Genomic DNA, 25,459 nt, shown 5'->3' with positions numbered 1-25,459 from the left:
GCGGGACCCGCAGCTCTGCGATTGTCCGTAACGCACCCCACCCGGCAGCGTCCCAAAGAGAAAGGGGCCGGATCGCTCCGGCCCCCTCGTCCCTCGGTCTGGTAGCCGGTGACGGCTTACAGCGAGTAGTAGTTCACGAACTCGATCGGGTGCGGGGTCATCTCGTAGCGCATCACCTCGGTCATCTTCAGTTCGATGAACGAGTCGATGAAGTCGTCGCTGAACACGCCGCCGGCCTTGAGGAACTCGCGGTCGGCGTCGAGGCTGTTGAGCGCCTCACGGAGCGAGCCGCACACGGTCGGGATCTCCTTGAGCTCCGCCGGGGGCAGATCGTAGAGGTCCTTGTCCATGGCCGGACCGGGATCGATCTTGTTGTTGATGCCGTCGATGCCGGCCATCAGCATGGCCGCGAAGGCGAGGTAGGGGTTCGCCATCGGGTCGGGGAAGCGGACCTCGACGCGCTTGGCCTTCGGCGAGGTCGTCCACGGAATCCGGCACGACGCCGAGCGGTTGCGGGCCGAGTAGGCCAGCAGCACCGGGGCTTCGTAGCCCGGGACCAGGCGCTTGTAGGAGTTGGTCGACGGGTTGGTGAAGGCGTTGAGCGCCTTGGCGTGCTTGATGATGCCGCCGATGTACCAGAGGCACTCCTGGGACAGGTCGGCATACTTGTTGCCGGCGAAGACCGGCTTGCCATCCTTCCAGATCGACTGGTGGACGTGCATGCCCGAGCCGTTGTCGCCGTAGACCGGCTTCGGCATGAAGGTCGCGGTCTTGCCGTAGCTCTGGGCGACGTTGTGGATGCAGTACTTGTAGATCTGCATCTGGTCACCCATCAGGGTGAGCGTGTCGAACTTCATGCCCAGCTCGTGCTGGGCCGAGGCGACCTCGTGATGGTGCTTCTCGACCTTCACGCCCATCGACTGCATGGCGGCCAGCATCTCGCCGCGCATGTCCTGGGCCGAATCCTGCGGCGGAACCGGGAAGTAGCCGCCCTTGATCTGCACGCGGTGGCCGAGGTTGCCGCCCTCGTACTCGGTCTGGCCGTTGATCGGCAGCTCGACCGAATCCAGCTTGAAGCCGGTGTTGTAGGGGTCGGCGGAGAACCGCACGTCGTCGAAGACGAAGAACTCGGCCTCGGGGCCGACGAAGATGGTGTCGCCGATGCCGCTGGCCTTGACGAAGGCCTCGGCCTTCTTGGCGATGCCGCGCGGATCGCGGCCGTAGGGCTCGCCGGTCATCGGCTCGAGCACGTCGCAGACGATCGACATGGTCGAGGCCGAGAAGAACGGATCCATGCAGGCCGTCGCCGGGTCCGGCATCAGCAGCATGTCGGATTCGTTGATCGCCTTCCAGCCGGCAATCGACGAGCCGTCGAACATCGTGCCCTCGGCGAAGATGTCCTCGTCGACCAGCGACACGTCGAAGGTGACGTGCTGCCACTTGCCCCGCGGATCGGTGAAGCGGAAATCGACGTACTTGACGTCGTTTTCCTTGATTTCCTTGAGGACGTCCGTCGCGGTCTTAGACATTCTCGTTTGACCCCTTCCTAGAGCGGCGGCAGAGCCGCCACAAAGCCGCGGTCCTGGACGTCAGGCCGCGGTTTTCGTCGTCGCAGACGAGGGCGGGAGGCCCGTCAGATCGCGTCCGAGCCGGTCTCGCCCGTGCGGATGCGGATGGCTTCCTCGATCGAGGAGACGAAGATCTTGCCGTCGCCGATCCGGCCGGTCTGGGCGGATTTGCGGATCGCCTCGACGGCGCCGTCCACCAGCGTGTCGGGCAGCACGATCTCGAGCTTCACCTTGGGCAGGAAGTCGACCACGTACTCGGCACCCCGATAGAGTTCCGTGTGGCCCTTCTGGCGGCCGAAGCCCTTGGCCTCGATCACCGTGATGCCCTGAAGGCCGACCTCCTGCAGGGCCTCCTTCACCTCGTCGAGCTTGAAGGGCTTGATGATCGCTTCGATCTTCTTCATGCCGGGCGGGCCTGGTCTGCAACGGTTCCGGCGGCCTTCCTAGCATCGTGCTGCGCCGACCGCCACGGGGGATTTCCCGGGAGCAGATCGGGAATGCCTAATCCGTAAGCAATTGCTGCGCGTTTGTTGCGCAATTCGACGTTCTCAAGCCGGGTGCCGCGGCAAGGCCGGCACCTCTGGGCGTTCTTCGGAGTACGACGCGATGGCCGGAACCGAATTGCTGACCACGGACGAGATGCGCCGGGCCGACGCCGCGGCGATCGCCGCAGGCATGCCGGGCCTCGACCTCATGCGCCGGGCCGGCGCGGCGGTCGCGGCGCGGGCCCGGGCAATGACCGGCAGCGGACCGATCCTGGTCCTGTGCGGGCCGGGCAACAACGGCGGCGACGGGTTCGTGGCCGCCCGCCTCCTCGCTGAGGCGGGGATCGCGGTCGAGGTCGCGCTCCTCGGGGATCGGGAGGCGCTCCGGGGCGACGCGGCGGCAGCGGCCGCGGAATGGACCGGCCCGGTCTCGGAGGCCGCCGGCGCCGAGCCCGCCGGGTTCTCGCTCGTGATCGACGCCCTGTTCGGCGCCGGCCTCTCCCGCCCGCTCGACGGCGCGGCCGCCGCCCTGGTCGCGCGGGTCAACGGCTCCGGCGTGCCGGTGCTGGCGGTCGACGTGCCGTCCGGCCTCGACGGCGATACCGGGGCACCGCGCGGGCCGGTCGTGAACGCGACGGCGACGGTCACGTTCGTCCGCAAGAAGCCCGGCCACCTGCTGCTGCCGGGCCGTCGCCTGTGCGGCCCCGTGACCGTGGCGGAGATCGGCATCCCGGCTGCGGTCCTGGCGGAGATCGGCGCCGAGGCCCACGCCAACGGGCCGGACCTCTGGGGCGCCGCCTTCCCGCGTCTGACGGAGGAGAGCCACAAATACACCCGCGGCCACGCGGTGGTGCTGTCGGGGCCGGCGCATCGCACCGGCGCGGCGCGGCTCGCCGCCCGCGGGGCCCTGCGGATCGGGGCCGGCCTCGTCACCCTTCTCTCCCCGACCCCGGCCCTCCCGGAGAACGCCGCGCAGCTCACCGCGATCATGCTGCGCCCCTGCGACAGCGCCGACGACCTCGACGACACCCTCACCGACGAGCGCCTCAACGCGATCGTGGCCGGGCCCGGCCTCGGCAGCGGCGCACCGACCCGGGACCTCGTGCGGGTGGCGACCGAGGCCGGCCGCGCCCTGGTCCTCGATGCCGACGCCCTGACGAGCTTTGCGGGCAAGGCCGACGACTTGGTGGAGATGATCGCGTCCGGCGACACCCGGGCCGTCGCGACCCCGCATGACGGCGAGTTCGCGCGCCTGTTCAAGGGCGTGGCGGCGGTGCCGGCTGAGGGCTCGCGGCTCGACCGGGCCCTTGCCGCGGCGGCCTTCCTCGACGCGGTCGTGGTGCTCAAGGGCGCCGACACGGTGATAGCCGCGCCGGACGGGCGCGCCGCCATCAACGCCAACGGTACGCCGTGGCTCGGAACCGCCGGCAGCGGCGACGTGCTGTGCGGGTTCATCGGCGGTCTGCTGGCGCAGGGCATGCCGCCCTTCGAGGCCGCCGCCGCCGCGGTCTGGCTTCACGCCGAGGCCGGCCGCCGGCACGGGCCGGGCCTGATCTCGGAAGATCTGCCCGAGCAGATGCCGGCGGTGCTCGGTGCGTTGCTGGAGCGGCTCGGGGTCGTGTGACGATCGGCCGGGGGCGGATCGGCCGCCCCCTCCCCTCGGAGCCCGGCGTCACAGGCCGGGAAGCGTGGCCGACCCAGGCGTCATGCCGGTCGAGGGCGAATGCCCGCTCACGCCGCCGCGGCGACGACCCGATTCCGGCCGGCCTGCTTGGCCTCGTAGAGCGCGAGATCGGCGCGCTTGAGCAGCGTGCCCGCCTCGACGTCGTTGGCTTGGCGGGCGGCGACGCCGATCGAGACCGTCACCTCGATCGAGCAGGTGCCGCGCTGCACGGCGAACGGGGCCGCCTCGATCCGCTCGCGGATGCGCTCGGCGACCTGGCGGGCGGCGTCGAGCCCGGTATCGGGCACCACCACGACGATCTCCTCGCCGCCGAACCGCGCCACCACGTCGATGCCGCGGGTCTGGGCGCGGATGCGGGTGGCGAATTCTTTCAGCACCTCGTCGCCGGCATCGTGGCCGAAGCGGTCGTTGATCGACTTGAATCGGTCGATGTCGAGGATCAGCAGCGAGACCGGCCGCTCGCGCAGCGACGGCTCGGAGAAGAGGCCGGCGAGGTAGCTGTCGAGGTAGCGCCGGTTGTGCAGGCCGGTCAGCCCGTCGGTGACGGCGAGGTCCATCGAGGCCTGGACCGACTCGCGCAGCGAGTGCGAGAAGCGCTTGCGCTTCACCTGCGTGCGGACCCGGGCGACGAGCTCGTTGCGGTCGATCGGACGGACGAGATAATCGTGCACGCCGAGATCGAGGCCGCGCATGATCCGGGCACGGTCATGCGGCTCGGCCAGCATGACCACCGGCACGGTGCGGGTACGGTCGAGGGAACGCAGCTGGCTGCACAGGCGCAGGCCGTCATGGTCCTGCAGGTCGAGGCTCACCAGGACCACGTCGTACTCGCCGGCCTTGACCCGCTCCAGCGCCTCCTGGGGCGTCGCCACCGTCTCGACGCAGTGGTACTGACCGAGTGCCGCCGACAGGCGGTCGGCGGCGGAGCGGCGATCTTCGACGATGAGCACGTTGGCATTGTGCCCGGTCTCGGCGGCGGCCGCCGCCAGCGGATCGCCGACGCGCGAGGCCATGGCACGGCTGCGCAGCTCGTCGGTCACCGCCTTGAGGCGCACCAGGCTGCGCACCCGGGCCATCAGGGCGGTGTCGTCGATCGGCTTCGTCAAGAAATCGTCGGCGCCGGCGTCGAGCCCGCGCAGGCGGTCGCTCGGCTGGTCGAGGGCGGTCACCATGACGACCGGGAGGTGCGCCGTGGTCGGCGTCGCCTTGATCCGGCGGCAGACCTCGAACCCGTCCATCCCGGGCATCATCACGTCGAGCAGCACGATGTCGCACAGCCCCTTCTCGCAGATCGCGAGGGCGTCGGGCCCGTTCATCGCCGAGACGACGTCGAAATACTCGAGCGACAGCTTCGTCTCGAGCAGCTTGATGTTCGGAAAGAGGTCGTCGACGATCAGGACGCGTGCCGACATGGAAGGACAGGCCTCTCTCAGCTTCTGCTCAGCTCTGGCGCTCGTCGCCAACGTAGGTCCGGACCGTCGCGAGGAACTTCGCGACCGAGATCGGCTTCGACAGATAGGCCTCGCAGCCGCCCTCGCGGATCCGCTCCTCGTCGCCCTTCATGGCGAAGGCCGTGATCGCGATCACCGGGATGCTCTTGAGGTCGTCGTCCTCCTTGAGCCATTTAGTGACTTCGAGGCCCGAGACCTCGGGGAGTTGGATGTCCATCAGGATCAGGTCAGGCCGATGCCGGCGCGCCAGCTCGATCGCCTCGATCCCGTTGGCCGTCTTGAGGGTCGCGTAGCCGTGAGCCTCCAACAGGTCGTTGAAGAGCTTCATGTTCAGCTCGTTGTCCTCGACGATGAGCACCGTCTTCGTCATGGCTCACTGTCTCCGGCGCTCCAGCGGGCCGCGTCACACCCCGGCTGCGACCGGAACAGCAACACTGTTAAGCGACACATGTTGATGAAACGCAAATTCGATGGATTGGCCAGGGGGACGGGTCCCCGTGGCGGAGTGCTGAGCGAATCCGCCGCGGAGGCGCTGGGGACCCGGGTCTTCGAGTATGTCACCGGGGATCCGGGCCGGCTCCTGCGCTTCATGGAGAGCACCGGCCTGTCGCCCGATGCCCTGCGGCGGGCGGCCGGCACGCCCGAGCTCGTGGCGGGCCTGCTCGATCATGTCGTGGCGGACGAGGAACTTTTGCTCGCCTGCGCGGGCTCCCTCGACGTCTCGCCCGAGCAGATCGCCCAGGCCTGGCGCCGCCTCGGCCCCCCGGACCCGGACGAGTTCGGGGCGTGAGCGGCGCGCTGCTCTGCCGCGATTGCGGGGCGAGCGTCCCGCCCGGCACGCTCCGCTGCCGGGCCTGCGGCTCGCCGCGCCTCCTCGCCCATCCGGAGCGCGACGCGCTGTCGATCGCGCATATCGATTGCGACGCCTTCTACGCCGCGGTCGAGAAGCGGGACGATCCCTCGCTGCGGGACCGGCCGCTGATCATCGGCGGGGGCAGGCGCGGCGTGGTGGCGACCGCCTGCTACATCGCCCGCATCCGCGGCGTGCATTCGGCGATGCCGATGTACCGGGCCCTTGAGGCCTGCCCGGACGCGGTGGTGCTGCGGCCCGACATGGAAAAATACGCCCGGGTCGGCCGGCAGGTGCGGGCGATGATGCTGGACCTCACGCCCCTGGTCGAGCCGGTCTCGATCGACGAGGCCTTCCTCGATCTGTCGGGCACCGAGCGGCTGCACGGGGCGCCGCCCGCGGTCACGCTGGCGCGCTTCGTCCGCCGGGTCGAGGCCGAAATCGGCATCACGGTCTCGGTCGGGCTCGCCCCGAACAAGTTCCTGGCCAAGATCGCCTCCGACCTCGAGAAGCCCCGCGGCTTCTCGATCATCGGCCGCGAGGAGGCCGCCGCCTTCCTGGCGGCAAAGCCGGTGCGGATCATCCCGGGCATCGGCCAGGCGGCGGCCGAGCGCCTCGCGGCTCTGGGCATCCGCCATGTCGGCGACATCGCCCGGGTGGCGCCGGAGCGGCTGCATGCGGGGCTGGGGCGCGACGCGTCCCGCCTGATGGCGCTCGCCCGCGGCGAGGACCCCCGCCGGGTTCAGCCCTCGCGGGAAACGAAAAGCGTCTCGGGCGAGACCACCTTCGCGGAGGACCTGCGCGGCTTCGCCGAGCTGCGGCCGATCCTGTGGCAGCTCTGCGAGAAGGTGGCGCGGCGGCTGAAGCGGGCCGAGTTCGCCGCCGGCAGCGTCACCCTGAAGCTGAAGGACCGGGATTTTCGCCTGCGCACCCGCACCCGCTCGGGGCTCGCCCCGACGCAGGTCGCCGAGCGGCTCTTCCGCCCGGCCGAGGCGCTGCTGCGCGAGGCCTGCGACGGCACCGCCTACAGGCTGATCGGGATCGGGGCCGGCGACCTGTGCGGGGCCGCCCATGCCGACCGCGGCGACCTCGCCGACGTCTCGGCGATCCGCGACGCCAGCCGGGCCGCGGCGATCGACGCCCTGCGCGAGCGTTTCGGCGCCGCCGCGGTGCAGCGCGGCCTCGGCTTCGCGCCGCTGGAGGCGGACCGGATGCCGACGGGCAAGCCGGCCCGCGACCGGGCTCCTCTCGACGGGCCGGTCCGCGGCCGGCCGGGACGGGAGCGCGGTTAGGGCGCTGCTCCGGTCAGGGCTTGCAATCCTTGCTCTCGGGCAGGAGCTCGATGCGCGACAGCTCGCCCTTGAGGGAGAACTCGCCGTAATCGAGGCGGAGCGCCGCGCTGACGCCGTTCTCGTAGAGGTCGAAGGCGAGGACGTAGACCGGGGTGCGCTCCCCTTCCCCCGGCGAGAAGTAGCTCAGGGTCACCGGCCAATGCGGCATCAGCGCCATCGCGCCGTCGCGCAACGCCGCCTCGACCGGAACCGGCCTGGATTCCGGTTTGAGATCCGGCCCGGCGGGCGCCGCGGGATCGGCTGGGGGCGTTCCGGTCGCGTCGGGCTTGGCCTCCGCCTTGGCGGCGACGCGCCGTGCACCGATGACCGCCAGGGTGTCGTAGACCTTGCGGCCGTCGTCGGAGCCGTCGAACACCTTGACGGCAACCGTGGATTGCCCGGCGCGGGCGGCCTCGATCAGCCGCTTCATGTGGGCGGCGGGAAACAGCACCTCCCCGGGCACGCCGAACTCGCCGCGCTTGGGCTGCTTGAGGGTGACCGCGAGGCCCTTGTCGCTGCGCTCGGCGTTGCCGTCCACCGGGGCGGTCGTCTTGCCGTTGAGGTCGGACTGGGTGCGGAAGCGGAAGCTGCGCCCGTCGCCCGCCTCGAAGGTGGTGTTGCGCAGGTCGGAGGTGCGGCTGCCGCTCTCCGAGCTCTCCAGCACCGTGACCTGCCGGTACTGCAGGGCGTACCCCTTGCAGGCATCGCCGGTGAAGTCGAACACGATCCGGCCGCGGGCATTCTCGACCGCGCGGGTGCCGGAGCTGCCGGACAGCGACAGATCGTAGACGGCGCGATGGGGCGCGAGATGCACGCTCTCGGCTGCCCAGGCGGGCGACGAGAGCGCGAGCACGACGCACGCGAGGGCTGTTCGCATGAGGTCTCCCGGGGGCCGTCGGTGATCGCGTCGGCCCGCTTTCTCCCGCGCAAGATAGGTCCCGCCCCGCCCCCCGGCAACGTATCCGGACGGGGGTGGGGCCGAGGGCCGTGGCGCTGCGGCCACGCTTGCCGGCGACCGCACCGGCAACCCTCGCAGGTCGAGGAGCGCGACGGCGGTTCAACCCATGTTCGCCGGACGGAACCGCACGAGAGGCTCGACGAACTTGGCCGACAAGTCTTTGATCGAAAGAGAGATTTATCGATGCGCGAGGAATGCGGGCGCAGCGGGAGGGCGGCGCGACGGGGTGATGAAGCCCGGTTCGGGCAGGCCGCCGGGTGCGGGGAAAAACCGGCGCGGCCGGGGGCCGGACTCTTGCGCGGATGTTAGGGCGTCCTGTAGGTTCACCCCGTCGCCAGCGCCCGGAGCGTGGCGGCGATCACCAGCAGGATCGGACGGACTGAACGCGCGGTCGAACGGCGAGCCGCTCGCGGCCGCTTGCCGATTCCATGGGTGATGTCGGGTGAGTGGAGGCGGCGATGATGGATGCGGGTCCGAGCTGGACGAAGGAACGCGTCGAGCTTCTCAAGCGGCTCTGGAGCGATGGCCACAGCGCCAGCCAGATCGCCGCCGAGATCGGCGGAGTCTCCCGCAACGCCGTCATCGGCAAGGTCCACCGCCTCGGGCTCGCCGGGCGCGTGACCAAGCCCAACGGAGCCCAGGCCGGTCGCCGTCCGCGTCCCGAACCCGAATCCCCCGTCTCCGTCGGCGGGACGCCCAGCGTGGTCGCGCCCGCGCCGCCGGCCCTCGCGCTGATCCAGCCCGCTTCCGCGCCGCCCTCCGCCGTCGCGCTGCCGGAGAGCTCCCGCGTGACCATCATGGAGCTGCGGGATTTCATGTGCCGCTGGCCGATGGGCGACCCCTCGACCCCGGATTTTCGTTTCTGCGGCGACCGGGCGATCACCGGCCTGCCCTACTGCACCCACCACAGCCGCATCGCCTACCAGCCCGCCGCCGAGCGCAAGCGCGACCGCAAGGTCGTCGGCTTCCGGTAGCCGTGTCCGGGGCCGGCAAGACCCGGCCCTTTCGGACCTCCTGACACTATCGCTCAAATCCTAACGATTCCTGTCCCGCCGGTCCGCCCTCGTCGTGCGCCGTCGCGGACCGGGCAGCGACGCGTTATACCGACGGGCGCGGCCGCCGGAATCGAGGCCGAGATCGGACGGGCCGGGCGATGCACGAGACCGTCGTCCCCACGGGACGAGGAGTGAGACCGCAGCGCCGTCGAACGGATCCGTTCGGAGGTGCAAGACAAGCCCGAATGGGCGTCGGCGCCAATGAGCCGGACGCCGTGGTATCGACGTGCCGATGCCAAGGCGGGACGGTATGAGCGACAAGAAGCGCCGGGCCACCGCCGCGGAGATCCGCGAGCGGGCCTTTCTCGACGTGATCGCCTGGCTCGATTACCGCGTCGCGGTCTGCCGCGACGGTCTGGAGCGCTACAGCGACTCGCACGGTGCCGACAGCCGGGCCGCCGCGGCCGAGCGTGCCGCGGCGTTCGAGGCCGAGCTGATCCTGCGCGAGATCCGCAAGCTGGCGGAGGTGCCGCCCCGCTCCAGGACCTTCCGGGACGCCGCCGAGGCGCGCCGCCGCTACGTCGCCGGGCAAGCCGCCCGCACCGGCGAGCCGGACCGGGAAGCTTGACGTCAGGCCCGGCCCCGCGGCGCATCCGTGGTCATTGCAGGTCCAGCACCACGCTGCGGAACCCCTGCGGCCTGCGCGCCGGACAGATGTCGGTGTCGTCGCCGAGAAGCTGCACCTTCGTGCCGTCCTGGGCGACGAGGAGCCCCTCGGGCTGGAAATCGGGGATCGCCGCCATCGCCTCGGCGGCCCCGGGTACCCGGGACGGGGCCTCGCCGGTCTTGCCCGACCAGCGGTAGAGATCGAAGGCGCCCCCACGGCCGCCCGCCACGATGAAGTAGGCCTTGATCCCGCCCGCATAGGCGATGTCGCGGATGCCGCGGCCCTTGAGGTCGAGGGCGATCGGCTTGCCGAGCTTGGGGGCCGCCCCCTCCCCCAGCATCGCGGCCGGGTTCTCGACCGGCACCACCAGGGCGTCGTTGTCGGCGTTGAGCGGGTTGCCGAGGCCGACGAGCAGGCCGCTCCCATCGGGTGTGGCGCTCAATCCCTCGACGGCGAGACCCCGCCGCTGCGGGCTGAGGTTCGGCTTTGCCGCGAGATCGACGGCGATGCGGTCGGCGAGCGCCGGATCGAGATCGGACAGCGCCTTGGCGAGCCCCCGGACCGCCTTGCCCTTCGGCGTCACCGCGGGCGCCGCCGCGTCGCCGCCGACCGACAGGGCGAGGATCTGGCGCGTGGCCTCGCGGGTCCGGCCCTCGGCATCGCGGCCATGGGAGCCGATCGCGACGAGCTCGCCGCCGAGCCAGGTCAAGGCCTCGAGGTCGGACCGGCCCGGCTCCTCGCGGGCATCGGTGGCGAGGGCCGCGTCGAGGTCACCGCCCTTCAGGGGCAGCGGCGGGCCGGACTCGTTCGCCCGGTAGAGGCGCAAGCTGTCGTCCCCGTCGCTCACCACCAGGAAGCGGTCGCCGAAGCTGCCGGCCGGGTAGGGCACGGCCCCGGAGGCCTGGCACGTCCCCCAATGCATCAGCACCGGCCCCGCCTTCACCTCGGCGCGCGCGGCCGAGGCCGCGAGACAGAGGGCGAGCCCGGCAACGAGGGTATTTCGGCGCATCGTGCGCAGACCCGTCATGGCGTTCCTCCCTGGTGGCGGTCCGGCAGTCGCGGGACCGTCTTCGTTGCCATCCGCGTGTCGTGAGCCCTTCACGTCTCCGGACCCGGATCGTCGCCGCGCCGGTCCGCCTCGCTCTGCCGCCTGTCGCGCCGCAGGACCCAGAGCTGCCAGAAGCCGAGGCCCAGAACGGCCCCGAAGACGAGCCCGAAATCGAGGAGCGCGAACAGCGTCTCGTTCACGACGGCGCCGCGCCCCCCAGGCGCTCGCGCTCGCGCAGCACCTCGATGAGATCGAGGACGCGCACGACCTGCGCGCCGACATTCCACCAGGCCGGGCGAGGCGGGGCCAGGGGTGGCCCGGCGATGGGCCGGGGCATCGCCGCCACCGCCGCGAGGAGGAAGGCCGCCTCCGGCAGGGCCGGCCGCTCGGGGCGGCGGGGCGAGGCGACGAGCGCCGCGCGGGCGAGGAGCCGGGCCTTGCGGGCGCCCGGCACCCGGGCGCGCCGGCCGACCGGATCGAGTCCGGAGCGGGTCAGGTCGCGGCCGATCTCGGCGTAGATCAGACCGGCCGCCCGGACCGCCGGGCGGCAGGCGGGGGGCAGGAGCGCGATGCCGGCCTCCGCCCGCTCGTACAGGACGTCGGCGGCGGCGAGCAGGCGGGCCACCACGGAGGCCAGGGCCGGGCTCGCCTCCGGCCGCGCGAGAAAGGCGTCGGGGTCGATCCCGGCCTCGCGCAGCCACGATTCCGGCAGGTAGAGGCGCCCGGCGCGGGCATCCTCGCCGACGTCGCGGGCGACGTTGGTGAGCTGCATGGCGATGCCGAGGTCGCAGGCCCGGGCCAGCGCCTCCGCCGAGCGCTCGCCCATCACCAGGGTCATCATCGCCCCGACCGAGCCGGCGACCCGGGCCGCGTAGGCGGCGAGGGCGGAGAGGTCCGGGTAGCGCCGCCCGGCAGCGTCCCAGGCCAGCCCCTCGAGAAGGGCGGCGGGCAGGGCCTGGGGGATCGCGTGGCGGGCGACGATCTCGGCGAGCGCCCGGTCGGCGGGCGCGTCGGCGGGCCGGCCGGCATAGACCGAGGCGAGCCGCGCCCGCAGCCGCGGCACCGCGTCGGCCCGGGCGCCCGCCCCGTCCACCGCGTCGTCCGAGAGGCGGCAGAAGGCGTAGAGCCCGTAGGCGTCCCGGCGCACGGCCCGGGGCAGCAGCCACGAGGCGGCGTAGAAGCTGCGGGACCCCGCCCGGATCGCGGCCCGGCAGGCGGCGTGGTCGGCGGGACGGGCGAGGGGCGCATCAGGCGAAGACGGCAGCATCGGGCACCACGCGATCGAGGATCTTCGACGAGGACAGCACGCCCGGCAGCCCGGCCCCCGGATGGGTGCCGGCGCCGACGAGATAGAGGTGGCGCACCGCGCCGCAGCGGTTGTGCGGGCGGAAATACGCGCTCTGGGTCAGGATCGGTTCGAGGCCGAAGCCCGAGCCGCGCCAGGCCAGGAAGTCGTCGGAGAAGTCCTGCGGGGTCGTCACCCGGGAGGTGACGAGGGCATCCGACAGGCCCGGCAGGACCGTGGTTTCGAGGCGCGCGGCGACGCGCTGGCGGAACGGCTCGGCGAGCCGCGCCCAATCCTGCCCGCCGGCGAGGTTCGGCACCGGAGCCAGCACGTAGAACGCGTCGTGGCCCGGCGGCGCCACGCTCGGGTCTGTCGCGGTCGGGCGGTGCAGGTAGAGGCTCATGTCCTCGGCCAGCACCTTCCGGGAGAAGATGTCGTCGAGGAGGCCGCGGTAGCGCGGCCCGAGCAGGATCGTGTGGTGGGGAAGGTCCGGGTAGGTCCGCCGCGTGCCGAAATACCAGACGAACAGCCCCATCGAGGAATGCGCCCGGGCGAGCCGCCCGGCCCCCCGGCCGCGGACCTCCGGCGCCAGCAGGTGCAGCGCCGTGGCGACGGAATCGGCGTTCGACACCACGATGTCGGCGCGAATCTCGCGGCCGTCGGCCAGCGCCACGCCGCGCGCCGTGCCGTCCTCGACCAGGATGCGCGCGACCTCCGCGCCGCAGCGGACCTCGCCGCCCTGTCCCTCGATCAGGCGGACGAGACCGCGAACCAGGGCGCCGGTGCCGCCGAGGGCCGAATGCACGCCCCAGCGCCGCTCCAGCGACGCGATCAGGCAGTAGAGCGCGCTCGCCCGGAACGGCGAGCCGCCGATGAGGAGCGGGTGGAAGCTGAAGGCGGTGCGCAGGCGCTCGTCCCGGAACACCGACGATACGAGGCCGTAGACGCTGCGGTGCCCGCCCAGGCGCAGGAGATCGGGGGCGATGCGCAGCATGTCGGTGAGGCGGCCGAACGGCACGGCGCCGAGCTGTTCGAAGCCGACCCGGCACAACTCGTCGGAGAGCGCCATGAAGCGGTCGTAGGCCGGCGCCTCGCCGGGGCTCAGCCGCTCCACCTCGCCGCGCATCGTCTCCGGGTCGCCGGACATCGCGAAGGTGGCGCCGTCGTCGAAGCGGATGCGGTAGAACGGCCGCATCGGCACCAGGGTCACGTCGTCGGCCAGCCGCCGCCCGCACAGAGCCCACAGCTCCTCGAACAGGAACGGCGCGGTGACGATGGTCGGTCCGGCATCGAAGGTGAAGCCGTCCTGCCGGTGCACCCGTGCCCGCCCGCCCGGCTGGTCGAGCCGCTCCAGCACGCTGACCCGGTAGCCCCGCGCGCCGAGCCTCACCGCGGCCGCGAGCCCGCCGAAGCCGCTGCCGATCACCACCGCACGAGGCCGGCGCCGGGCGGACGTGACCCGCGGCGGCGCATCGTCGAGTGTCAACATAGGTTGACACTATTGTCCCGGTCGGGGCGGGTGGCAAGGGGAGAAACGCGGTGCTGCGCGCGGTCGTTCGAGCGGCTCAGGCGCGCTCCGCGCCCGCCCGGATCAGCTCCGCCACGACCTCGGGCTTCTCCTCGTGCGCCAGATGCCCGAGACCGCGCAGCCACTCGACCCGGGCGCGGGGGCCGAGGCGATCGGCGAGGGCGAGCGAGGCGTCGGGGGCGATGGTGCGGTCCTGACTGCCGACGATCAGCAGGAGCGGGGCCGCGAGCCGGGGCAGATCGCGGTCGAGAGGGACGAGGTCCCAGTTCGCCATCATGCCGAGCGCCCCTGCGACATGGCCGGGGGTCTGGAACAGGCGGCGGTAGAGGTCGAGGCCGGTGCGGTCGAGGGTCGAGCCGGTGCCGTGGATCAGCCGTTCCACCGCCGCGCGGTCGGCCGACCAGGCGAAGATCCGCGGCGTGACCGGGTTGAGGAAGAGCGCCCTCGCCATCGCGGGAAAGAGGAAGCCGGCCATGCCCGGAAAGGGCTTGAGCGCCGCGTTGAGCCCGACGAGGAGGCGGGGCGCCAGCGCGCCGTCGAGGCAGAGCCGGGCCAGGATCGCGGCCCCGGCGGAATGCCCGACGGCGACCTGCGGAGCGGCGTCGAGAGCGCGCAGGAGCGCGGCGAGCGCGCGCGCCATGCGCGGCAGGGACGGCGTCGGAAGCGGGTCGGTGAAGCCGTGACCCGGCAGGTCGGGGGCGATCACCCGGAAGTCGCGGGCGAGCAGCGGCAGGAGCCCGCGCCACGAATGGGTCGCCGCCCCGGTGCCGTGGACGAGGAGCAGGACCGGGCCCGATCCGGCCTCCTGGAGGTGCCAGGTCAGGCCGCCGGCGGCGACGAAGCGGCTCGTGTCCCGGTTCGGCCAGTCGCGGCCCTGGCGGGCGAAATCGGGCCTGTCGTCGGACGCCATCGCACGCATCATCGTGTCATGCCGCCGGGGCGACCTCGCGCACGGCCTTCGCCAGGCGCGCGGCGTCGGCCTGCGGCATCGGCAGGTAGCGGGCGCCCATCGCGGCGGCGAGCGCCCGGGCCGCATCCTGCGGGCGGGCCGCGGTGTCGATGAGGAGGCCGGGGATACCCTCCGCCGCCAGTGCCCGCGCCGCCGCGAGGGCGTCGGCGCCGGCCTGGGCCCGGCCGGGCCGGCCGGCGCGGTCGATGTTGGCGCGGCCGTCGGTGAGGAGCAGGACGACCGGGCTCCGCCCGCCGCGGCGCTCGGCGGCGGCGAGGCGCCCCGCTGCCGCGATGCCGGCCGCGAGCGGGGTGCCGCCGCCGCCCGGCAGCGCGGCGAGCGCGCGCTTGGCCCGCACCAGGGAGCGGGTCGGCACCAGCAGCAGGTCGGCGCCCCCGCCCCTGAAGGCGACCAGGGCGACCCGGTCTCGGCGGACATAGCATTCGGCGAGGAGCTGCTCGACCGCACCCTTGGCCTCGGCCAGCCGCTCCAGGGCGGCGGAGCCGGAGGCATCGACGGCGAAGATCGTGGTGGTCTCGCGCCGCTGCACGAGGCGGCGGATGCGCAGATCCTGCGCCGCGATGCGCAGGCGCACCTCCCCGTCGCCCCGGCGCAGGCGCTGCCAGGGCGCGGCGGCGCGCAGGGTCTCGATCAGGGCGAGGCGCCCGCGACGCGGATCACCCGGCCGGACTCCAACCGGGCGGCCGCGCTGCGCGGCGGCGGCGGCCCCGGCCCGACCGGCGCCGGGGCTGCGGGTCCGGGGCGTGACGCCCGATACCAGACGGGCGAGGAGGCCGGGTGGCAGGCTCGCCGCGGCAGCGGCCAGGATGCGGTCGTCGGCGGGGCGGTGATCGTCGCGGCGATCGTCGTCGTCCGGACCGCTCGCCGGTTCACCCGCCCGATCGATCCCGGCGACGGGCGGCGGGGCGTTCCCCTCCTCGTCGTCCGGCGGCCAGGTCCGGGCGCGGGGCGCGAGCACCAGCGCTGCGGCGGCGGCGAGGTCGGGCTCCGCCACCACTGCGCGACCGTCGAGGGCCGCGTGCAGCCGTGCGACGCGCAGGGCGAGGAGTGGGGCGCGCAGCGATGCGATGCCGAGCCGGGCCGCGAGAGCGCACAGCGTATCCGCAGCCTCGGCCGGCATCTCGGGATCGGCGGCACGGGCGAGGGCGAGGTCGAGCGGCGGCGGTGCCGCGGCGATCGCGCCGACCGGGATCGCATCGAGATCGAGGTGGAACGCCGCGCGGTCGGCAAGGCATGCCGGCACGGTTTCGTCCTCGCCCTCCCTCTCGTCGAGGAGCACGAGGCCGAAGCGGGCGGGGTGCCTTGCCGTCACGCCGTCGCGGGCGATCTCGACGGCGCCGGCATCGAGCGCCTGGGCAAGCCGTGCGGCGATGGCCGGCGTCAGGCGCTCGGCCATCGGCACCAGCATCACGCCGCCATGGCTGCGGGCGGCGAGACCCGCCTGCGCCACAGGCCGTCCGGTCCGCAGGGTGGCGGGCAGATCGAGCCCACCGAGGAGCGCGTCGTCGGCGATTCCCGCGGGCAGCCGCGTCACGGGAGCGCCCGGGGGGAGAAGGGCCCGCAACCGGTCGAGCCAGGCCTCCCGCACCGGGCCGGGCCGGGCACGCAGCACGGAGCCGGTGCCTGTGGGATCGAGGGCGACGAGGGCGGCCGCCAGGCAGGCCCGGCTCCAGGCCGGGTCGGGGCCGGCGCTCATGCGAGGGTTTCAGCGAGGGCGCGCGCGATCCGCGCCTCGGACCCGGCCTCGTCGAGCGGATTGCGGCGCAGGCGGTGGCTCAAGGCACTCGGAGCGACCTCGCGCAGGTGGTCGAGGGTGACGGTCGCCGCGCTCTCGAGGCTCGCCAGCGCCCGGGCGGTGCGCATCAGGGTCAGTTCGCCGCGCAACCCGTCGGTGCCGAGCGCGAGACAGAGCCGGGCCGCGGCCTCCAGGACCGCGTCCGGCACCACGACCTCGGGCCATTGCGCCCGCGCCGCCAGGATCCGGCCCTGGAGCCGGGCCTCCTCGCCGGCCCACTCGGCCGCGAAGGCGACGGGATCGCGCTCGTAGGCGTCGCGGCGGCGGACGATGGCGATGCGGGTGGGAAGATCGGTCGGCGTCGTCACGGTGACGGCGAGGCCGAAGCGGTCGAGGAGTTGCGGGCGCAGTTCGCCCTCCTCCGGGTTGCCGCTGCCGACGAGGACGAAGCGGGCCGGATGGCGCAGGCTCAGGCCCTCGCGCTCGACGGTGTTGACGCCCGAGGCCGCCACGTCGAGGAGCAGGTCGACGAGGTGGTCCTCGAGCAGGTTGACCTCGTCGATATAGAGGAAGCCCCGGTTGGCGCGGGCGAGCAGCCCCGGCTCGAAGGCCCTCTCGCCGGCCCCGAGCGCCCGGCCGATGTCGAGGGCCCCGACGACCCGGTCCTCGGTGGCGCCGAGCGGCAGGTCGACCACCGGCACCGGCACGGTCTCGACCGCGAGCCCCTGCCCCCGGCGCGCCGCGCAGGCCGGGCAGAGGGAGGCGGCCTCGACCGGATCGCAGGAATAGGCGCAGCCCGCCACCGCCCGCATCGGCGGCAGCAGCGCGGCGAGGGCCCGCACGGCGGTGGACTTGCCGGTGCCGCGATCGCCGAAGACCAGCACGCCACCGACCGCAGGATCGACCGCGGCGACGAGCAGCGCGCGCCGCATCGCGTCCTGCCCGACGATGGCCGAGAACGGATAGGGCGGACGCAGCGTCGCCTCGGGGAGCGGGGCGGGCTCCACGACGATCGGCTTCGAGAAACCCGGCTTGGGGGGCCGCCGGGACAGGGCCGAGTGGGTGGGGGCCACGGTGCATGTCCTCGCGGGTGGATGAGAGGGGTAGGATCGGACGGAGAGGTGGGATTGTCTAATGAAAATGACGGTTGTTTTGGGTGACAGTTTTGCGCCGATCGTCTTCGAAGGATCACATCAGTCGAGCGCAGAGAACCCTCCCCCCTCTGCGGGGGAGGGTGGCGAACGCAGTGAGCCGGGAGAGGGGTAGTGCGACGCCGATCCAGCTCGCGCCCTTCAAAACGGTTCTGCCTTATTCGGAGGCGTCGCCCTCTCTCCCGCCCCGCATTCGCGGGGCACCCTCCCCCGCAGAGGGGGGAGGGTTCGGGTGCGTCGCGCCCTGGTCACGCCGCCCGCGCCAGCCCGATCCGGCCCCAGATCGTTCCGAGCGCCAGGGCCAGGTGGTCGATATCCGCGTCGCTGTGCAGCGGCGACGGGGTGATCCGCAGGCGCTCGGTGCCGCGGGGCACGGTCGGGTAGTTGATCGGCTGGACGTAGATCCCGAACTCGTCGAGCAAGGTGTCGCTGATCTCTTTGCACTGGACAGGATCGCCCACCATCACCGGCACGATGTGGCTCGGATTGTCGAGGAGCGGGATGCCGATGGCCGAGAGCCGCCGGCGCACCGCCGCGACCCGGTCCTGATGCCGCGCGCGCTCCGCCCCGCTCGCCTTGAGGTGGCGGATGCTCGCCGCCGCCCCCGCCGCGATGGCGGGCGGCAGCGAGGTGGTGAAGATGAAGCCCGACGCGAAGCTGCGCACGAAATCGCATAGCGCGCTGGAGGCCGCGATGTAGCCGCCCGACACCGCGAAGGCCTTGCCCAACGTGCCCTCGATCACCGTGAGGCGATGCATCAGCCCCTCGTGCTCGGCGATGCCGCCGCCGCGGGGTCCGTAGAGGCCGACCGCGTGGACCTCGTCGAGATAGGTCATGGCGCCGTGCGCCTCGGCCACGTCGCAGAGCTCGGCGATCGGGGCGATGTCGCCGTCCATCGAGTAGACCGATTCGAAGGCGACGAGCTTCGGGAGCTGCGGATCGACGAGGCGGAGCTTGCGGTCGAGATCGTCGGGGTCGTTATGGCGGAAGATATGGCGCTCGGCCCGGCTCGAGCGGATGCCCTCGATCATCGAGGCGTGGTTGCCCTCGTCCGAGAACACGACGCAGCCCGGCAGCGTCGAGGCGAGCGTCCCGAGACCGGCCCAGTTCGAGACGTAGCCCGAGGTGAAGAGGAGGGCCGCCTCCTTGCCGTGCAGGTCGGCGAGTTCCTGCTCCAGCAGCACGTGGTAATGGTTGGTGCCCGAGATGTTGCGGGTGCCGCCCGCCCCCGCGCCGCAGCGGTCGATCGCCTCGTGCATCGCGCCGGTCACCGCCGGGTGCTGGCCCATGCCGAGATAGTCGTTCGAGCACCACACCGTCACCTCGCGGGTGCCGTGGGCGCCGTGCTGGATGGCGTAGGGGAACCGGCCGGCCTGACGCTCGAGGTCGGTGAAGACCCGGTAGCGACCCTCGCGGTGCAGACCCTGGAGAGCGGCGGAGAAGTGCGCTTCGTAATCCATCGAACGTCCCCTTGTACGGCGTTTCTCTCGTCGTGTTCTTCTCGTTACGGCGCCGCGTCGGCCCCGGGGCGGCGGGCGGGCAGCCCCCAGCCCCAGAGCGCGGCCGAGGGCAGCGGCAGCATCAGGAAGCCGTGCTCGAGGATGGCGAGCGCCATCAGGGTCGCCATCATGGTGTGGCCGGAGCGCTTGAAGGCCGACGTGCTCTCGGTGACGGCGGGGTGCAGGAGCACCAGGAGGAAGCCGGTGGCGAGGATCATCGCCACCGGAAACAAGGCGTTCATCGGCGCGCGGCGAAAGAAGCTGCCGAGATATCGCAGGTGTTCGGGCAGGAACTCGGCGTGGAGGTTGCGCACGCCGAGAAAGAGGTTGAGCCGGGCGCTGAGATTCATCCCCCACAGCACCAGGTAGGTCCAGAGTGCCATCCGGTTTGGGCCGCCCGCCGTCAGCCAGGCGATGGCGGCAAAGCCGAGGATGATCGCCGCCTCGTGCCAGAGGTTGGTCGCAGCGGCGGCGCCGAAGCGGGCGAGGCCCCGGTCGGTGGCCGAGCCCGGCGTGCGCCGGGGGCCGGCGACATAGCCCATGTAGAAGGCCATCTCCTGCCAGCCCCAGACGATCAGGGCCGCCGTGAAGGCGGCATAGGCCCCCGCCTCGCTCTCCTGGCTGGTGCTCCAGGAGATGATCCACAGCGCGCCGGCCAAAGCCACGGTCGTCGCGCCGAAGCTCCAGACATGGGTGCGGCGCGGCCGGTGGTTCAGCCAGAGGATCGCCCCGGTCAGGAACCACCAGATCACGACGGCATAGAGGATCGGCGCGGCGTAGTCGGACATGCGGGCGCTACCAGGCGGGGCTGAGGCGGATCTGCGCGGGCATCGGGTTGGCTTTCGCCGGCATCACCATCAGCCGCCCGAAGGCGAGCGCGGCCTTCGCCGCGTAGCCGGCATGCTTGAGCTTGCCGATCAGGCCGCCCCGCGCCTTCGCCTCCTCGATGCCGCGGGCACACGCGAGCAGCCGCTCCAGCCCGGCCCGGAAGCCCGGATGGTCGAGGTCGAGGGTGAGCGGGAAGACCTGGCGCGAGATCTCCGACGTGATGGCGAAGACCTGGAAGTCGTACTCCTTCGGGTCGACCCCGAGGGCCGTGTGGAAGGCCGGCCGGCACTGGTCGCGCACATACATCGTGCAGAACACCGCGAGCAGGAAGAACTTGATCCAGTAGTAGTTGATGCCGGTGAGCAGCTTCGGGTTGGCGCGCATCAAGAGCGCGAAGGCCTCGCCGTGGCGGAACTCGTCGTTGCACCACTTCTCGAACCACTTGAAGATCGGGTGGAAGCGGTTGTCCGGATGGCGCTCGAGGTGGCGGAAGATCGTGATGTAGCGGGCATAGCCGATCTTCTCCGACAGATAGGTGGCGTAGAAGATGAATTTCGGCCGGAAATAGGTGTATTTCTTCGCCTTGGTCAGGAAGCCGAGATCGATGCCGACCCCGAAATCCTTCAGCGTATCGTTGATGAAGCCGGCGTGACGGGCCTCGTCGCGGCTCATGAAGGCGAACAGCTCGCGGATGTCCTTGTTCTTGGCGCGCTTGCGCATCTCGGCATAGAGCACGCAGCCCGAGAACTCGGCGGTGATCGACGAGACCAGGAAATCGAGGAATTCCTTGCGCAGCTCAGGGTCGAGGCCGGAGAGGTCGAGATCGAAGTCGGCATTGCGCACGAAGTGGCGCTTGTTGGGGTCGGCGCGCATCTCGGCGAGGAGCACGTCCCACTCGGCCCGCACCGGCTCGACGTTGGTGCGGTCGAGCTCCTCGAAGTTGGTGGTGTAGAAGCGCGGGCTCAGGAACGTGGTTTCCTGGGCCGACTTGGTGCTCTCGTTCGGGGTCTTCAGGGTCGTCGCGCTCATAGCCGCGTCCTTTCCGAGAAGCTGACTTCGTAGAGTTCGGTGAGTTCGAAATGGCCCGCGATGCGGGTCCACAGGCGCTCGATGGCGCCGGCGCGCAAAACGGTGGCGGTGCGGCGCACCACGATCCGGTCGCCGTAGGGCACGGAGGTCGGCGCGTCGTGCACCGTCACCTCGTCGCCCGGGGCGATGAGGAGCCCGCCGTCCAGCGTGACATGGGCGTGCAGGCTTTCCGCCGTCTGCTCGATCTCGACCGTGCACGGCACCTCGATGCGGCTTTTGCCGCCGAACCACTGCATCACGATGCGCCCCTCCCCTGTTCGAGCAGCCGCGCGAAGGCGACCGCGTTGTCGAGCCCGAAGGCCTCGAGGTTGATCCGCCGGCCCGACGCGACGTCGTCGAGGGTCAGCGTGCCGTTGTCCCAGCGGGTGAGCCGGAACGGCGGGTTGCGGGACAGGCCCTCGCGCAGGCGGCCCTGGGCCATGACCCGCAGGGTGGCGCGCAGGAACCCGTCCTCGCCGGGCTGCACCTCGGCGACGAGGCGGCCATTCGCGGCGTTGCGGAGATCCACGCGGCCGTCCGGCCGGTCCTCGACCGCGAGGTCGAGCACCTGGACGGCGAGAGCCGGCGGCATCTGCGTGATGCCGACGCCGCCGAACCGGCCGATCGCCACCGCGGCGAGCGAGAAGGCGACGAGGAGGCCGGCATTGCGCAGGAGCGGCCGCGGGACCGGGATGTCGTGTGCCATCGCCACCTCCCTAATGACCCGCCGCGGCGAGGCGGCCGGGCAGGACGGGATTGGCAGACGGAGCCTGCGGCAGGGCCTGGACCGGCTGGCCGTTCGCCTCGGCGAGCGCCGAGGCGATGCGCTTGGCCACCGCCTCGGCATCCGGCACGCAGCGCAGCATCGGCTCCGGCCGGGTCAGCCGCCAGGGCCGGGCATGGGGCCAGAGATGCAGGTAGGCGAGTCGCACGCCGGGCTTGAGCCGAAGCGGCAGGTCGCCGCTGCCGTCGCTGAGCCGACGGAAGGCGGCACCCTCGATCTCCTTCAGGGGGAGATTGATGTCCATCTGCAGGGCGATGCCGATGCGCAGCATCAGCCGCCGGTCGGTCAAGGTATAGACCGTGGTGCGGCAGGCGCCCCAGGCCAGCGCGAACAGGATCACCAGCGCCAGGGCACCGGCGAGCAGCACGGGCCAGGCGGTCGAGATCCGCCCGGAGGAATAGACCTGAAAGGCGGCGAGCCCGCCGAAATACAGCGCCACGAGATCGACGTGGAAGGCGCGGCGCGCCAGGCTCAGGAAGGCCGGGCGGCCCTGCCACAGCAGGCGCTCGCCGTGGGGCAGTGGGCCGGGCAGCCCGTGAGGCAGCAGGTCCGTCACAGCAGCGGCTCCCGTCACAGCAGCGGTTCTTGGCGGCGATCGGTGGCGTAGAGCGTGCCGGCACCGAAATAGGCGATGACCCGCTCCTCCTCCCGCAGGGTGATGCTGTCGGGGTCGCGGTGCGGCGGCACGCCGGCGAACTGACGGGCGAGCAGCGCCTCGACGAGAATTTTCTTGTGCTGGCTGAAGCGCTGCACGTCGGCGAAGGTCACCGGGATCAGCACGGTGCGGTCGCGGGCACCCTCCAGTTCCATCTCGTAGTAGCGCGGCAGCGACTCGCCGCGATCGATCCAGATCTCCGTGACGGTGCCGGCGAGCACCCGATCGGCGCCGTAGACCGGCATGCCGCGCGGGTCGGGATCGTCCGCCGCGACCGTGAACTCCTCGGCGACGCGCATCGGCACGATGCGGGTCTTGCCCTCCCAGGTCAGGTCCGGCCGCTCGGCGCGGAGCGCATAGGCCCCCGGGCCGACGCCGTCGGCGAGACGGGAATCGTCGGTCGCGGTCGGGACGATCGGGGCGCCGGGCCAGGGTTCGAGCTTGACCGCCTTGAGCTCGCCGACCGGGCCCTCGTGCGGGCGCGGCGCCAGCACCGCCGAACCGTCGGCGAGCAGGAAGGTTTTGGGAGAAGGCACGAACAGCCAGTCCCAGCCCTTCAGGCCGCCATGGACCTCGGATTCGAGAGGATAACCTTCGCGACGGTCCTCGCGGCGCAGGTAGAAGACCAGGCCGGCAAAGAAGATCCAGAACGCGTAGAGCACCACTTGCGCGACGTCGAGATAGCCTGTGAGGGCACCCTTGGGCATGATGGCCTCCTACGGTAGGGCCGGACGAGCGGAGAGCGGGCGAAGAGCGGGCCGGCGCACCAGCGGCCCGATCGCCACCAGGGTGGCGAAGAGCAGCCCGATCTCGATGTGGTAGACGACGAGGTAGCCGGTGGAGGCTTCCGACAGGGCCTCGCCGAGGCGGCCGGAGACGGCGAGCGCCGAGCCGGCATCGCGCAGGATGCCGCTCGCCGCGATGGCCAGGCCCGCGGCGCAGGCCTGGACGGCGCCCCAGGCGCCGAGCGCGAGCCCGGTCTGCTCGGGTGCAGCGCCGGCCATGGAGGCGGTCAGCGTGCCGTGAGCGAAGAGCCCGCCGCCGAGGCCGATCAGCGCGACGCCGCAGGCGAACAGACCGCCGGAACCCAAGGGGGCGGCGAAGACCACCGCCGAGAAGGCCGCGATGCCCACGACCGCCCCGGCCGCCGCGACCCGGAACGGATCGCCGCCGCGGTTGAGCCAGCGCGCTGCGGTGAGAAGCCCGATCCCGCCGCCGATTGCGAGCACGGCGGTGAGCGCGGTCGTTGCCGCGACGGGCAGGTGCAGGATCTGCCCGCCATAGGGTTCGAGCAGGATGTCCTGCATGCTAAACCCCGCCGTGCCGAGGCCGGTGGCCATGAGCCGCCGCCGGGCCTGCGGCTGCGCCGTATAGGCCTCCCAGGCCTCGCCGAAGCGGCGGGCCGGCGCGGATTTGCGCGAGGTGTCGCGCGGCTCCTGCTTCCACAAGGCGATGCCGTTGAGGATGAGCGTCGCCAGCGCCGCGCCCTGTATCACCTGGATCAGCCGGATCGCCGAGAAGTTGTGGAGTGCCAAGCCGAACACCACGGCGCTCGCCATCATGCCGGCGAGCAGCATGGCGCAGAGGAGCGCCACCACCTTCGGGCGGGCATGGGCCGGCGCGAGATCGGTGGCGAGCGCGAGCCCCACGGTTTGTGTCGTATGGAGCCCTGCACCGACGAGCACGAAGGCGAGGGCCGCCGCGGCCTGGCCGATCACGATCGGCCCGGTCGTGTCCCCCGACAGGATCAGGAGGGCGAAGGGCATGATGGCAAAACCGCCGAATTGCAGCAGCGTGCCGAACCACAGATAGGGGACGCGCTTCCAGCCGAGGACCGAGCGGTGGGTGTCGGAGCGGAAGCCCACCAGCGCCCGGAACGGAGCGGCGAGCAGCGGCAGCGACAGCATCACGGCGACGATCCAGGCCGGCACGTCGAGCTCGACGATCATCACCCGGTTGAGGGTGCCGATCAGCAAAACCGCCGCCATCCCGACCGTGACCTGGAACAGCGACAGGCGCAGCAGCCGGCCGAGCGGCAGTTCCTTCGTCGCGGCATCCGCGAAGGGCAGGTAGCGGGGGCCGAGATCGGCGAGCGCCCGGGCGATGCGGCTGGCCGTGCTCATCGGCGTGCCAGTTCGAGGGCGTTGGAGAGGTAGAAGCCGGAATTGATCCGCCGGCTGCGGGCGACGGCGAAGGCCTGAAGGCCCGGATCGGCGACGATGCGGCGGCGCAAGGCCCCCTCGCCGACCGGCTCGATCGCCGGCGCCCGGTCGCCGCGGGGAAAGAGGCGGCCGGCGGCGTGCATCACGGTGAGCAGCGGCGTGCGCGGGGCGACCGTGAACACCACCGAGGCGTCGGTGCGGCGGGCGAGCGCCGAGAGGGCGCGGACGATGTCGGGGGTGCGGTAATGGATCAGCGAATCCATCGCCACGACGTGGTCGAAGCGCCCCAGTCCCTCGTCCAGCATGTCGCCGACCTGGAAATCGAGAGAGCCCTCGAGCCGGAGGCTGGCGGTGCGCTCGCGGGCGAGACCGATCAGCGTCGGCGACACGTCGATCGCCACGACCTCGGCGCCGCGCCGCGCCGCCTCGAGCGCGAGCGCGCCGGTGCCGCAGCCGGCATCGAGCAGGCGCCGGCCGGAGAGGTCGGCGGGGAGCCAGGACAGGAGTTCGGCCCGCATCGCGTCGCGGCCGGCCCGCACGGTGGCGCGGATGCGGCTCACCGGCGCGTCCGAGGTGAGCCGCGCCCAGGCCTCGACGGCGGTACGGTCGAAATAGGTTTCGAGCTGGGCCCTGCGGGTGGCGTAGGTGGAGCTGGTCATGAGTTCGTGCCTCCACTGTGCCGCGCATCAACCCTCCCCCCTCTGCGGGGGAGGGTGGCGAGCGGAGCGAGCCGGGAGAGGGGCAGCGCGACGCTGAT

Annotated in this window: 26 protein-coding genes; 5 read left to right on the top strand and 21 right to left on the bottom strand. The window is 72.1% G+C overall.

Annotation, left to right across the window (positions count from 1 at the left end; genetic code table 11):
* Nucleotides 1-116: 116 nt before the first annotated feature.
* Together glnA and QR78_RS08790 are read right to left on the bottom strand one after the other, a co-directional pair.
* On the bottom strand, nt 117-1,529 hold the full coding sequence (glnA, locus tag QR78_RS08795) for a type I glutamate--ammonia ligase (protein WP_048427122.1): 1,413 nt from the start codon (nt 1,527-1,529) through the stop codon (nt 117-119).
* 104 nt (nt 1,530-1,633) lie between these two features.
* Nucleotides 1,634-1,972 carry a P-II family nitrogen regulator gene (locus tag QR78_RS08790; protein ID WP_048427121.1) on the bottom strand — a complete coding sequence of 113 codons (339 nt, stop codon included), beginning with the start codon at nt 1,970-1,972 and terminating at the stop codon, nt 1,634-1,636.
* 202 nt (nt 1,973-2,174) lie between these two features.
* Here QR78_RS08790 and QR78_RS08785 point away from each other — a divergent pair, with 202 nt between their 5' ends.
* Complete coding sequence (locus QR78_RS08785) at nt 2,175-3,677, top strand: NAD(P)H-hydrate dehydratase (protein WP_048427120.1); 1,503 nt, start codon at nt 2,175-2,177, stop codon at nt 3,675-3,677.
* A 107-nt stretch (nt 3,678-3,784) separates the two neighbouring features.
* Here QR78_RS08785 and QR78_RS08780 read toward each other — a convergent pair whose 3' ends face one another.
* On the bottom strand, nt 3,785-5,149 hold the full coding sequence (locus QR78_RS08780) for a PleD family two-component system response regulator (protein WP_048427119.1): 1,365 nt from the start codon (nt 5,147-5,149) through the stop codon (nt 3,785-3,787).
* Between the two features lie 28 nt (nt 5,150-5,177).
* Complete coding sequence (locus QR78_RS08775) at nt 5,178-5,558, bottom strand: response regulator (RefSeq protein WP_048427118.1); 381 nt, start codon at nt 5,556-5,558, stop codon at nt 5,178-5,180.
* A gap of 135 nt (nt 5,559-5,693) precedes the next feature.
* Here QR78_RS08775 and QR78_RS08770 point away from each other — a divergent pair, with 135 nt between their 5' ends.
* On the top strand, nt 5,694-5,978 hold the full coding sequence (locus QR78_RS08770; RefSeq protein ID WP_244276474.1) for a DUF3572 domain-containing protein: 285 nt from the start codon (nt 5,694-5,696) through the stop codon (nt 5,976-5,978).
* A complete protein-coding gene (locus tag QR78_RS08765) occupies nt 5,975-7,330 on the top strand; it encodes a DNA polymerase IV (protein ID WP_082171895.1) in 1,356 nt (451 codons plus the stop codon). Before QR78_RS08770 ends, QR78_RS08765 begins: the two co-directional genes overlap by 4 nt.
* 13 nt (nt 7,331-7,343) lie before the next feature.
* Here the strand turns inward: QR78_RS08765 and QR78_RS08760 are convergent, their stop codons facing one another.
* Complete coding sequence (locus tag QR78_RS08760) at nt 7,344-8,246, bottom strand: cell envelope integrity EipB family protein (protein WP_048427117.1); 903 nt, start codon at nt 8,244-8,246, stop codon at nt 7,344-7,346.
* A gap of 539 nt (nt 8,247-8,785) precedes the next feature.
* Here QR78_RS08760 and QR78_RS08755 point away from each other — a divergent pair.
* Together QR78_RS08755 and QR78_RS08750 are read left to right on the top strand one after the other, a co-directional pair.
* On the top strand, nt 8,786-9,301 hold the full coding sequence (locus QR78_RS08755) for a GcrA family cell cycle regulator (RefSeq protein WP_048427140.1): 516 nt from the start codon (nt 8,786-8,788) through the stop codon (nt 9,299-9,301).
* 331 nt (nt 9,302-9,632) lie between these two features.
* Nucleotides 9,633-9,950 (top strand): hypothetical protein, encoded by a 318-nt coding sequence (locus tag QR78_RS08750; RefSeq protein WP_048427116.1) that lies wholly within the window; start codon nt 9,633-9,635, stop codon nt 9,948-9,950.
* Nucleotides 9,951-9,981: 31 nt separating this feature from the next.
* Here QR78_RS08750 and QR78_RS08745 read toward each other — a convergent pair whose 3' ends face one another.
* The 16 genes from QR78_RS08745 to bchM all read right to left on the bottom strand — a co-directional run bounded on the left by QR78_RS08745 (nt 9,982) and on the right by bchM (nt 25,361).
* Nucleotides 9,982-11,016, bottom strand: coding sequence for an SdiA-regulated/phytase-like domain-containing protein (locus QR78_RS08745; protein WP_244276475.1), 1,035 nt, complete (start codon nt 11,014-11,016; stop codon nt 9,982-9,984).
* A 71-nt stretch (nt 11,017-11,087) separates the two neighbouring features.
* Nucleotides 11,088-11,237, bottom strand: a complete 150-nt coding sequence (locus tag QR78_RS34875; RefSeq protein ID WP_158004026.1) for a hypothetical protein — start codon at nt 11,235-11,237, stop codon at nt 11,088-11,090.
* Nucleotides 11,234-12,304: a phytoene/squalene synthase family protein gene (locus tag QR78_RS08740; RefSeq protein WP_048427115.1), complete on the bottom strand. Its 1,071-nt coding sequence runs from the start codon at nt 12,302-12,304 to the stop codon at nt 11,234-11,236. Before QR78_RS08740 ends, QR78_RS34875 begins: the two co-directional genes overlap by 4 nt.
* Complete coding sequence (gene crtI, locus QR78_RS08735) at nt 12,285-13,811, bottom strand: phytoene desaturase family protein (RefSeq protein WP_048427114.1); 1,527 nt, start codon at nt 13,809-13,811, stop codon at nt 12,285-12,287. The genes QR78_RS08740 and crtI overlap by 20 nt, the downstream gene beginning before the upstream one ends.
* Nucleotides 13,812-13,887: 76 nt before the next feature.
* Nucleotides 13,888-14,769, bottom strand: coding sequence for an alpha/beta fold hydrolase BchO (gene bchO / locus QR78_RS08730; protein ID WP_048427138.1), 882 nt, complete (start codon nt 14,767-14,769; stop codon nt 13,888-13,890).
* Between the two features lie 7 nt (nt 14,770-14,776).
* Entirely contained in the window at nt 14,777-16,516 is a 1,740-nt protein-coding gene (locus QR78_RS08725; protein ID WP_048427113.1) for a magnesium chelatase subunit D, read from the bottom strand.
* Complete coding sequence (gene bchI / locus QR78_RS08720) at nt 16,513-17,568, bottom strand: magnesium chelatase ATPase subunit I (protein WP_280137048.1); 1,056 nt, start codon at nt 17,566-17,568, stop codon at nt 16,513-16,515. Before bchI ends, QR78_RS08725 begins: the two co-directional genes overlap by 4 nt.
* Before the next feature lie 386 nt (nt 17,569-17,954).
* Nucleotides 17,955-19,166, bottom strand: a complete 1,212-nt coding sequence (gene hemA, locus QR78_RS08715; protein ID WP_048427111.1) for a 5-aminolevulinate synthase — start codon at nt 19,164-19,166, stop codon at nt 17,955-17,957.
* A 44-nt stretch (nt 19,167-19,210) separates the two neighbouring features.
* Nucleotides 19,211-19,993 (bottom strand): putative photosynthetic complex assembly protein PuhE, encoded by a 783-nt coding sequence (gene puhE / locus QR78_RS08710; protein WP_048427110.1) that lies wholly within the window; start codon nt 19,991-19,993, stop codon nt 19,211-19,213.
* Between the two features lie 7 nt (nt 19,994-20,000).
* Entirely contained in the window at nt 20,001-21,062 is a 1,062-nt protein-coding gene (gene acsF / locus QR78_RS08705; protein WP_048427109.1) for a magnesium-protoporphyrin IX monomethyl ester (oxidative) cyclase, read from the bottom strand.
* On the bottom strand, nt 21,059-21,358 hold the full coding sequence (locus tag QR78_RS08700) for a hypothetical protein (protein ID WP_048427108.1): 300 nt from the start codon (nt 21,356-21,358) through the stop codon (nt 21,059-21,061). The genes acsF and QR78_RS08700 overlap by 4 nt, the downstream gene beginning before the upstream one ends.
* Nucleotides 21,358-21,807, bottom strand: a complete 450-nt coding sequence (gene puhC / locus QR78_RS08695) for a photosynthetic complex assembly protein PuhC (RefSeq protein ID WP_048427107.1) — start codon at nt 21,805-21,807, stop codon at nt 21,358-21,360. Before puhC ends, QR78_RS08700 begins: the two co-directional genes overlap by 1 nt.
* A gap of 10 nt (nt 21,808-21,817) precedes the next feature.
* A complete protein-coding gene (puhB, locus tag QR78_RS08690) occupies nt 21,818-22,441 on the bottom strand; it encodes a photosynthetic complex putative assembly protein PuhB (RefSeq protein ID WP_244276384.1) in 624 nt (207 codons plus the stop codon).
* 14 nt (nt 22,442-22,455) lie between these two features.
* Nucleotides 22,456-23,247 carry a photosynthetic reaction center subunit H gene (gene puhA, locus QR78_RS08685; RefSeq protein ID WP_048427105.1) on the bottom strand — a complete coding sequence of 264 codons (792 nt, stop codon included), beginning with the start codon at nt 23,245-23,247 and terminating at the stop codon, nt 22,456-22,458.
* Nucleotides 23,248-23,256: 9 nt separating this feature from the next.
* Nucleotides 23,257-24,663 (bottom strand): BCD family MFS transporter, encoded by a 1,407-nt coding sequence (locus tag QR78_RS08680; RefSeq protein WP_048427104.1) that lies wholly within the window; start codon nt 24,661-24,663, stop codon nt 23,257-23,259.
* On the bottom strand, nt 24,660-25,361 hold the full coding sequence (gene bchM, locus QR78_RS08675) for a magnesium protoporphyrin IX methyltransferase (protein ID WP_048427103.1): 702 nt from the start codon (nt 25,359-25,361) through the stop codon (nt 24,660-24,662). The genes QR78_RS08680 and bchM overlap by 4 nt, the downstream gene beginning before the upstream one ends.
* Nucleotides 25,362-25,459 lie beyond the last annotated feature (98 nt).

It is taken from the genome of Methylobacterium indicum, assembly GCF_001043895.1.
In the GTDB taxonomy this organism is placed as follows: Bacteria; Pseudomonadota; Alphaproteobacteria; order Rhizobiales; family Beijerinckiaceae; genus Methylobacterium; species Methylobacterium indicum.
The sequence above is the reverse complement of the archived record's forward strand: the minus strand, read 5'-3'. Positions and strand labels throughout refer to the sequence as shown.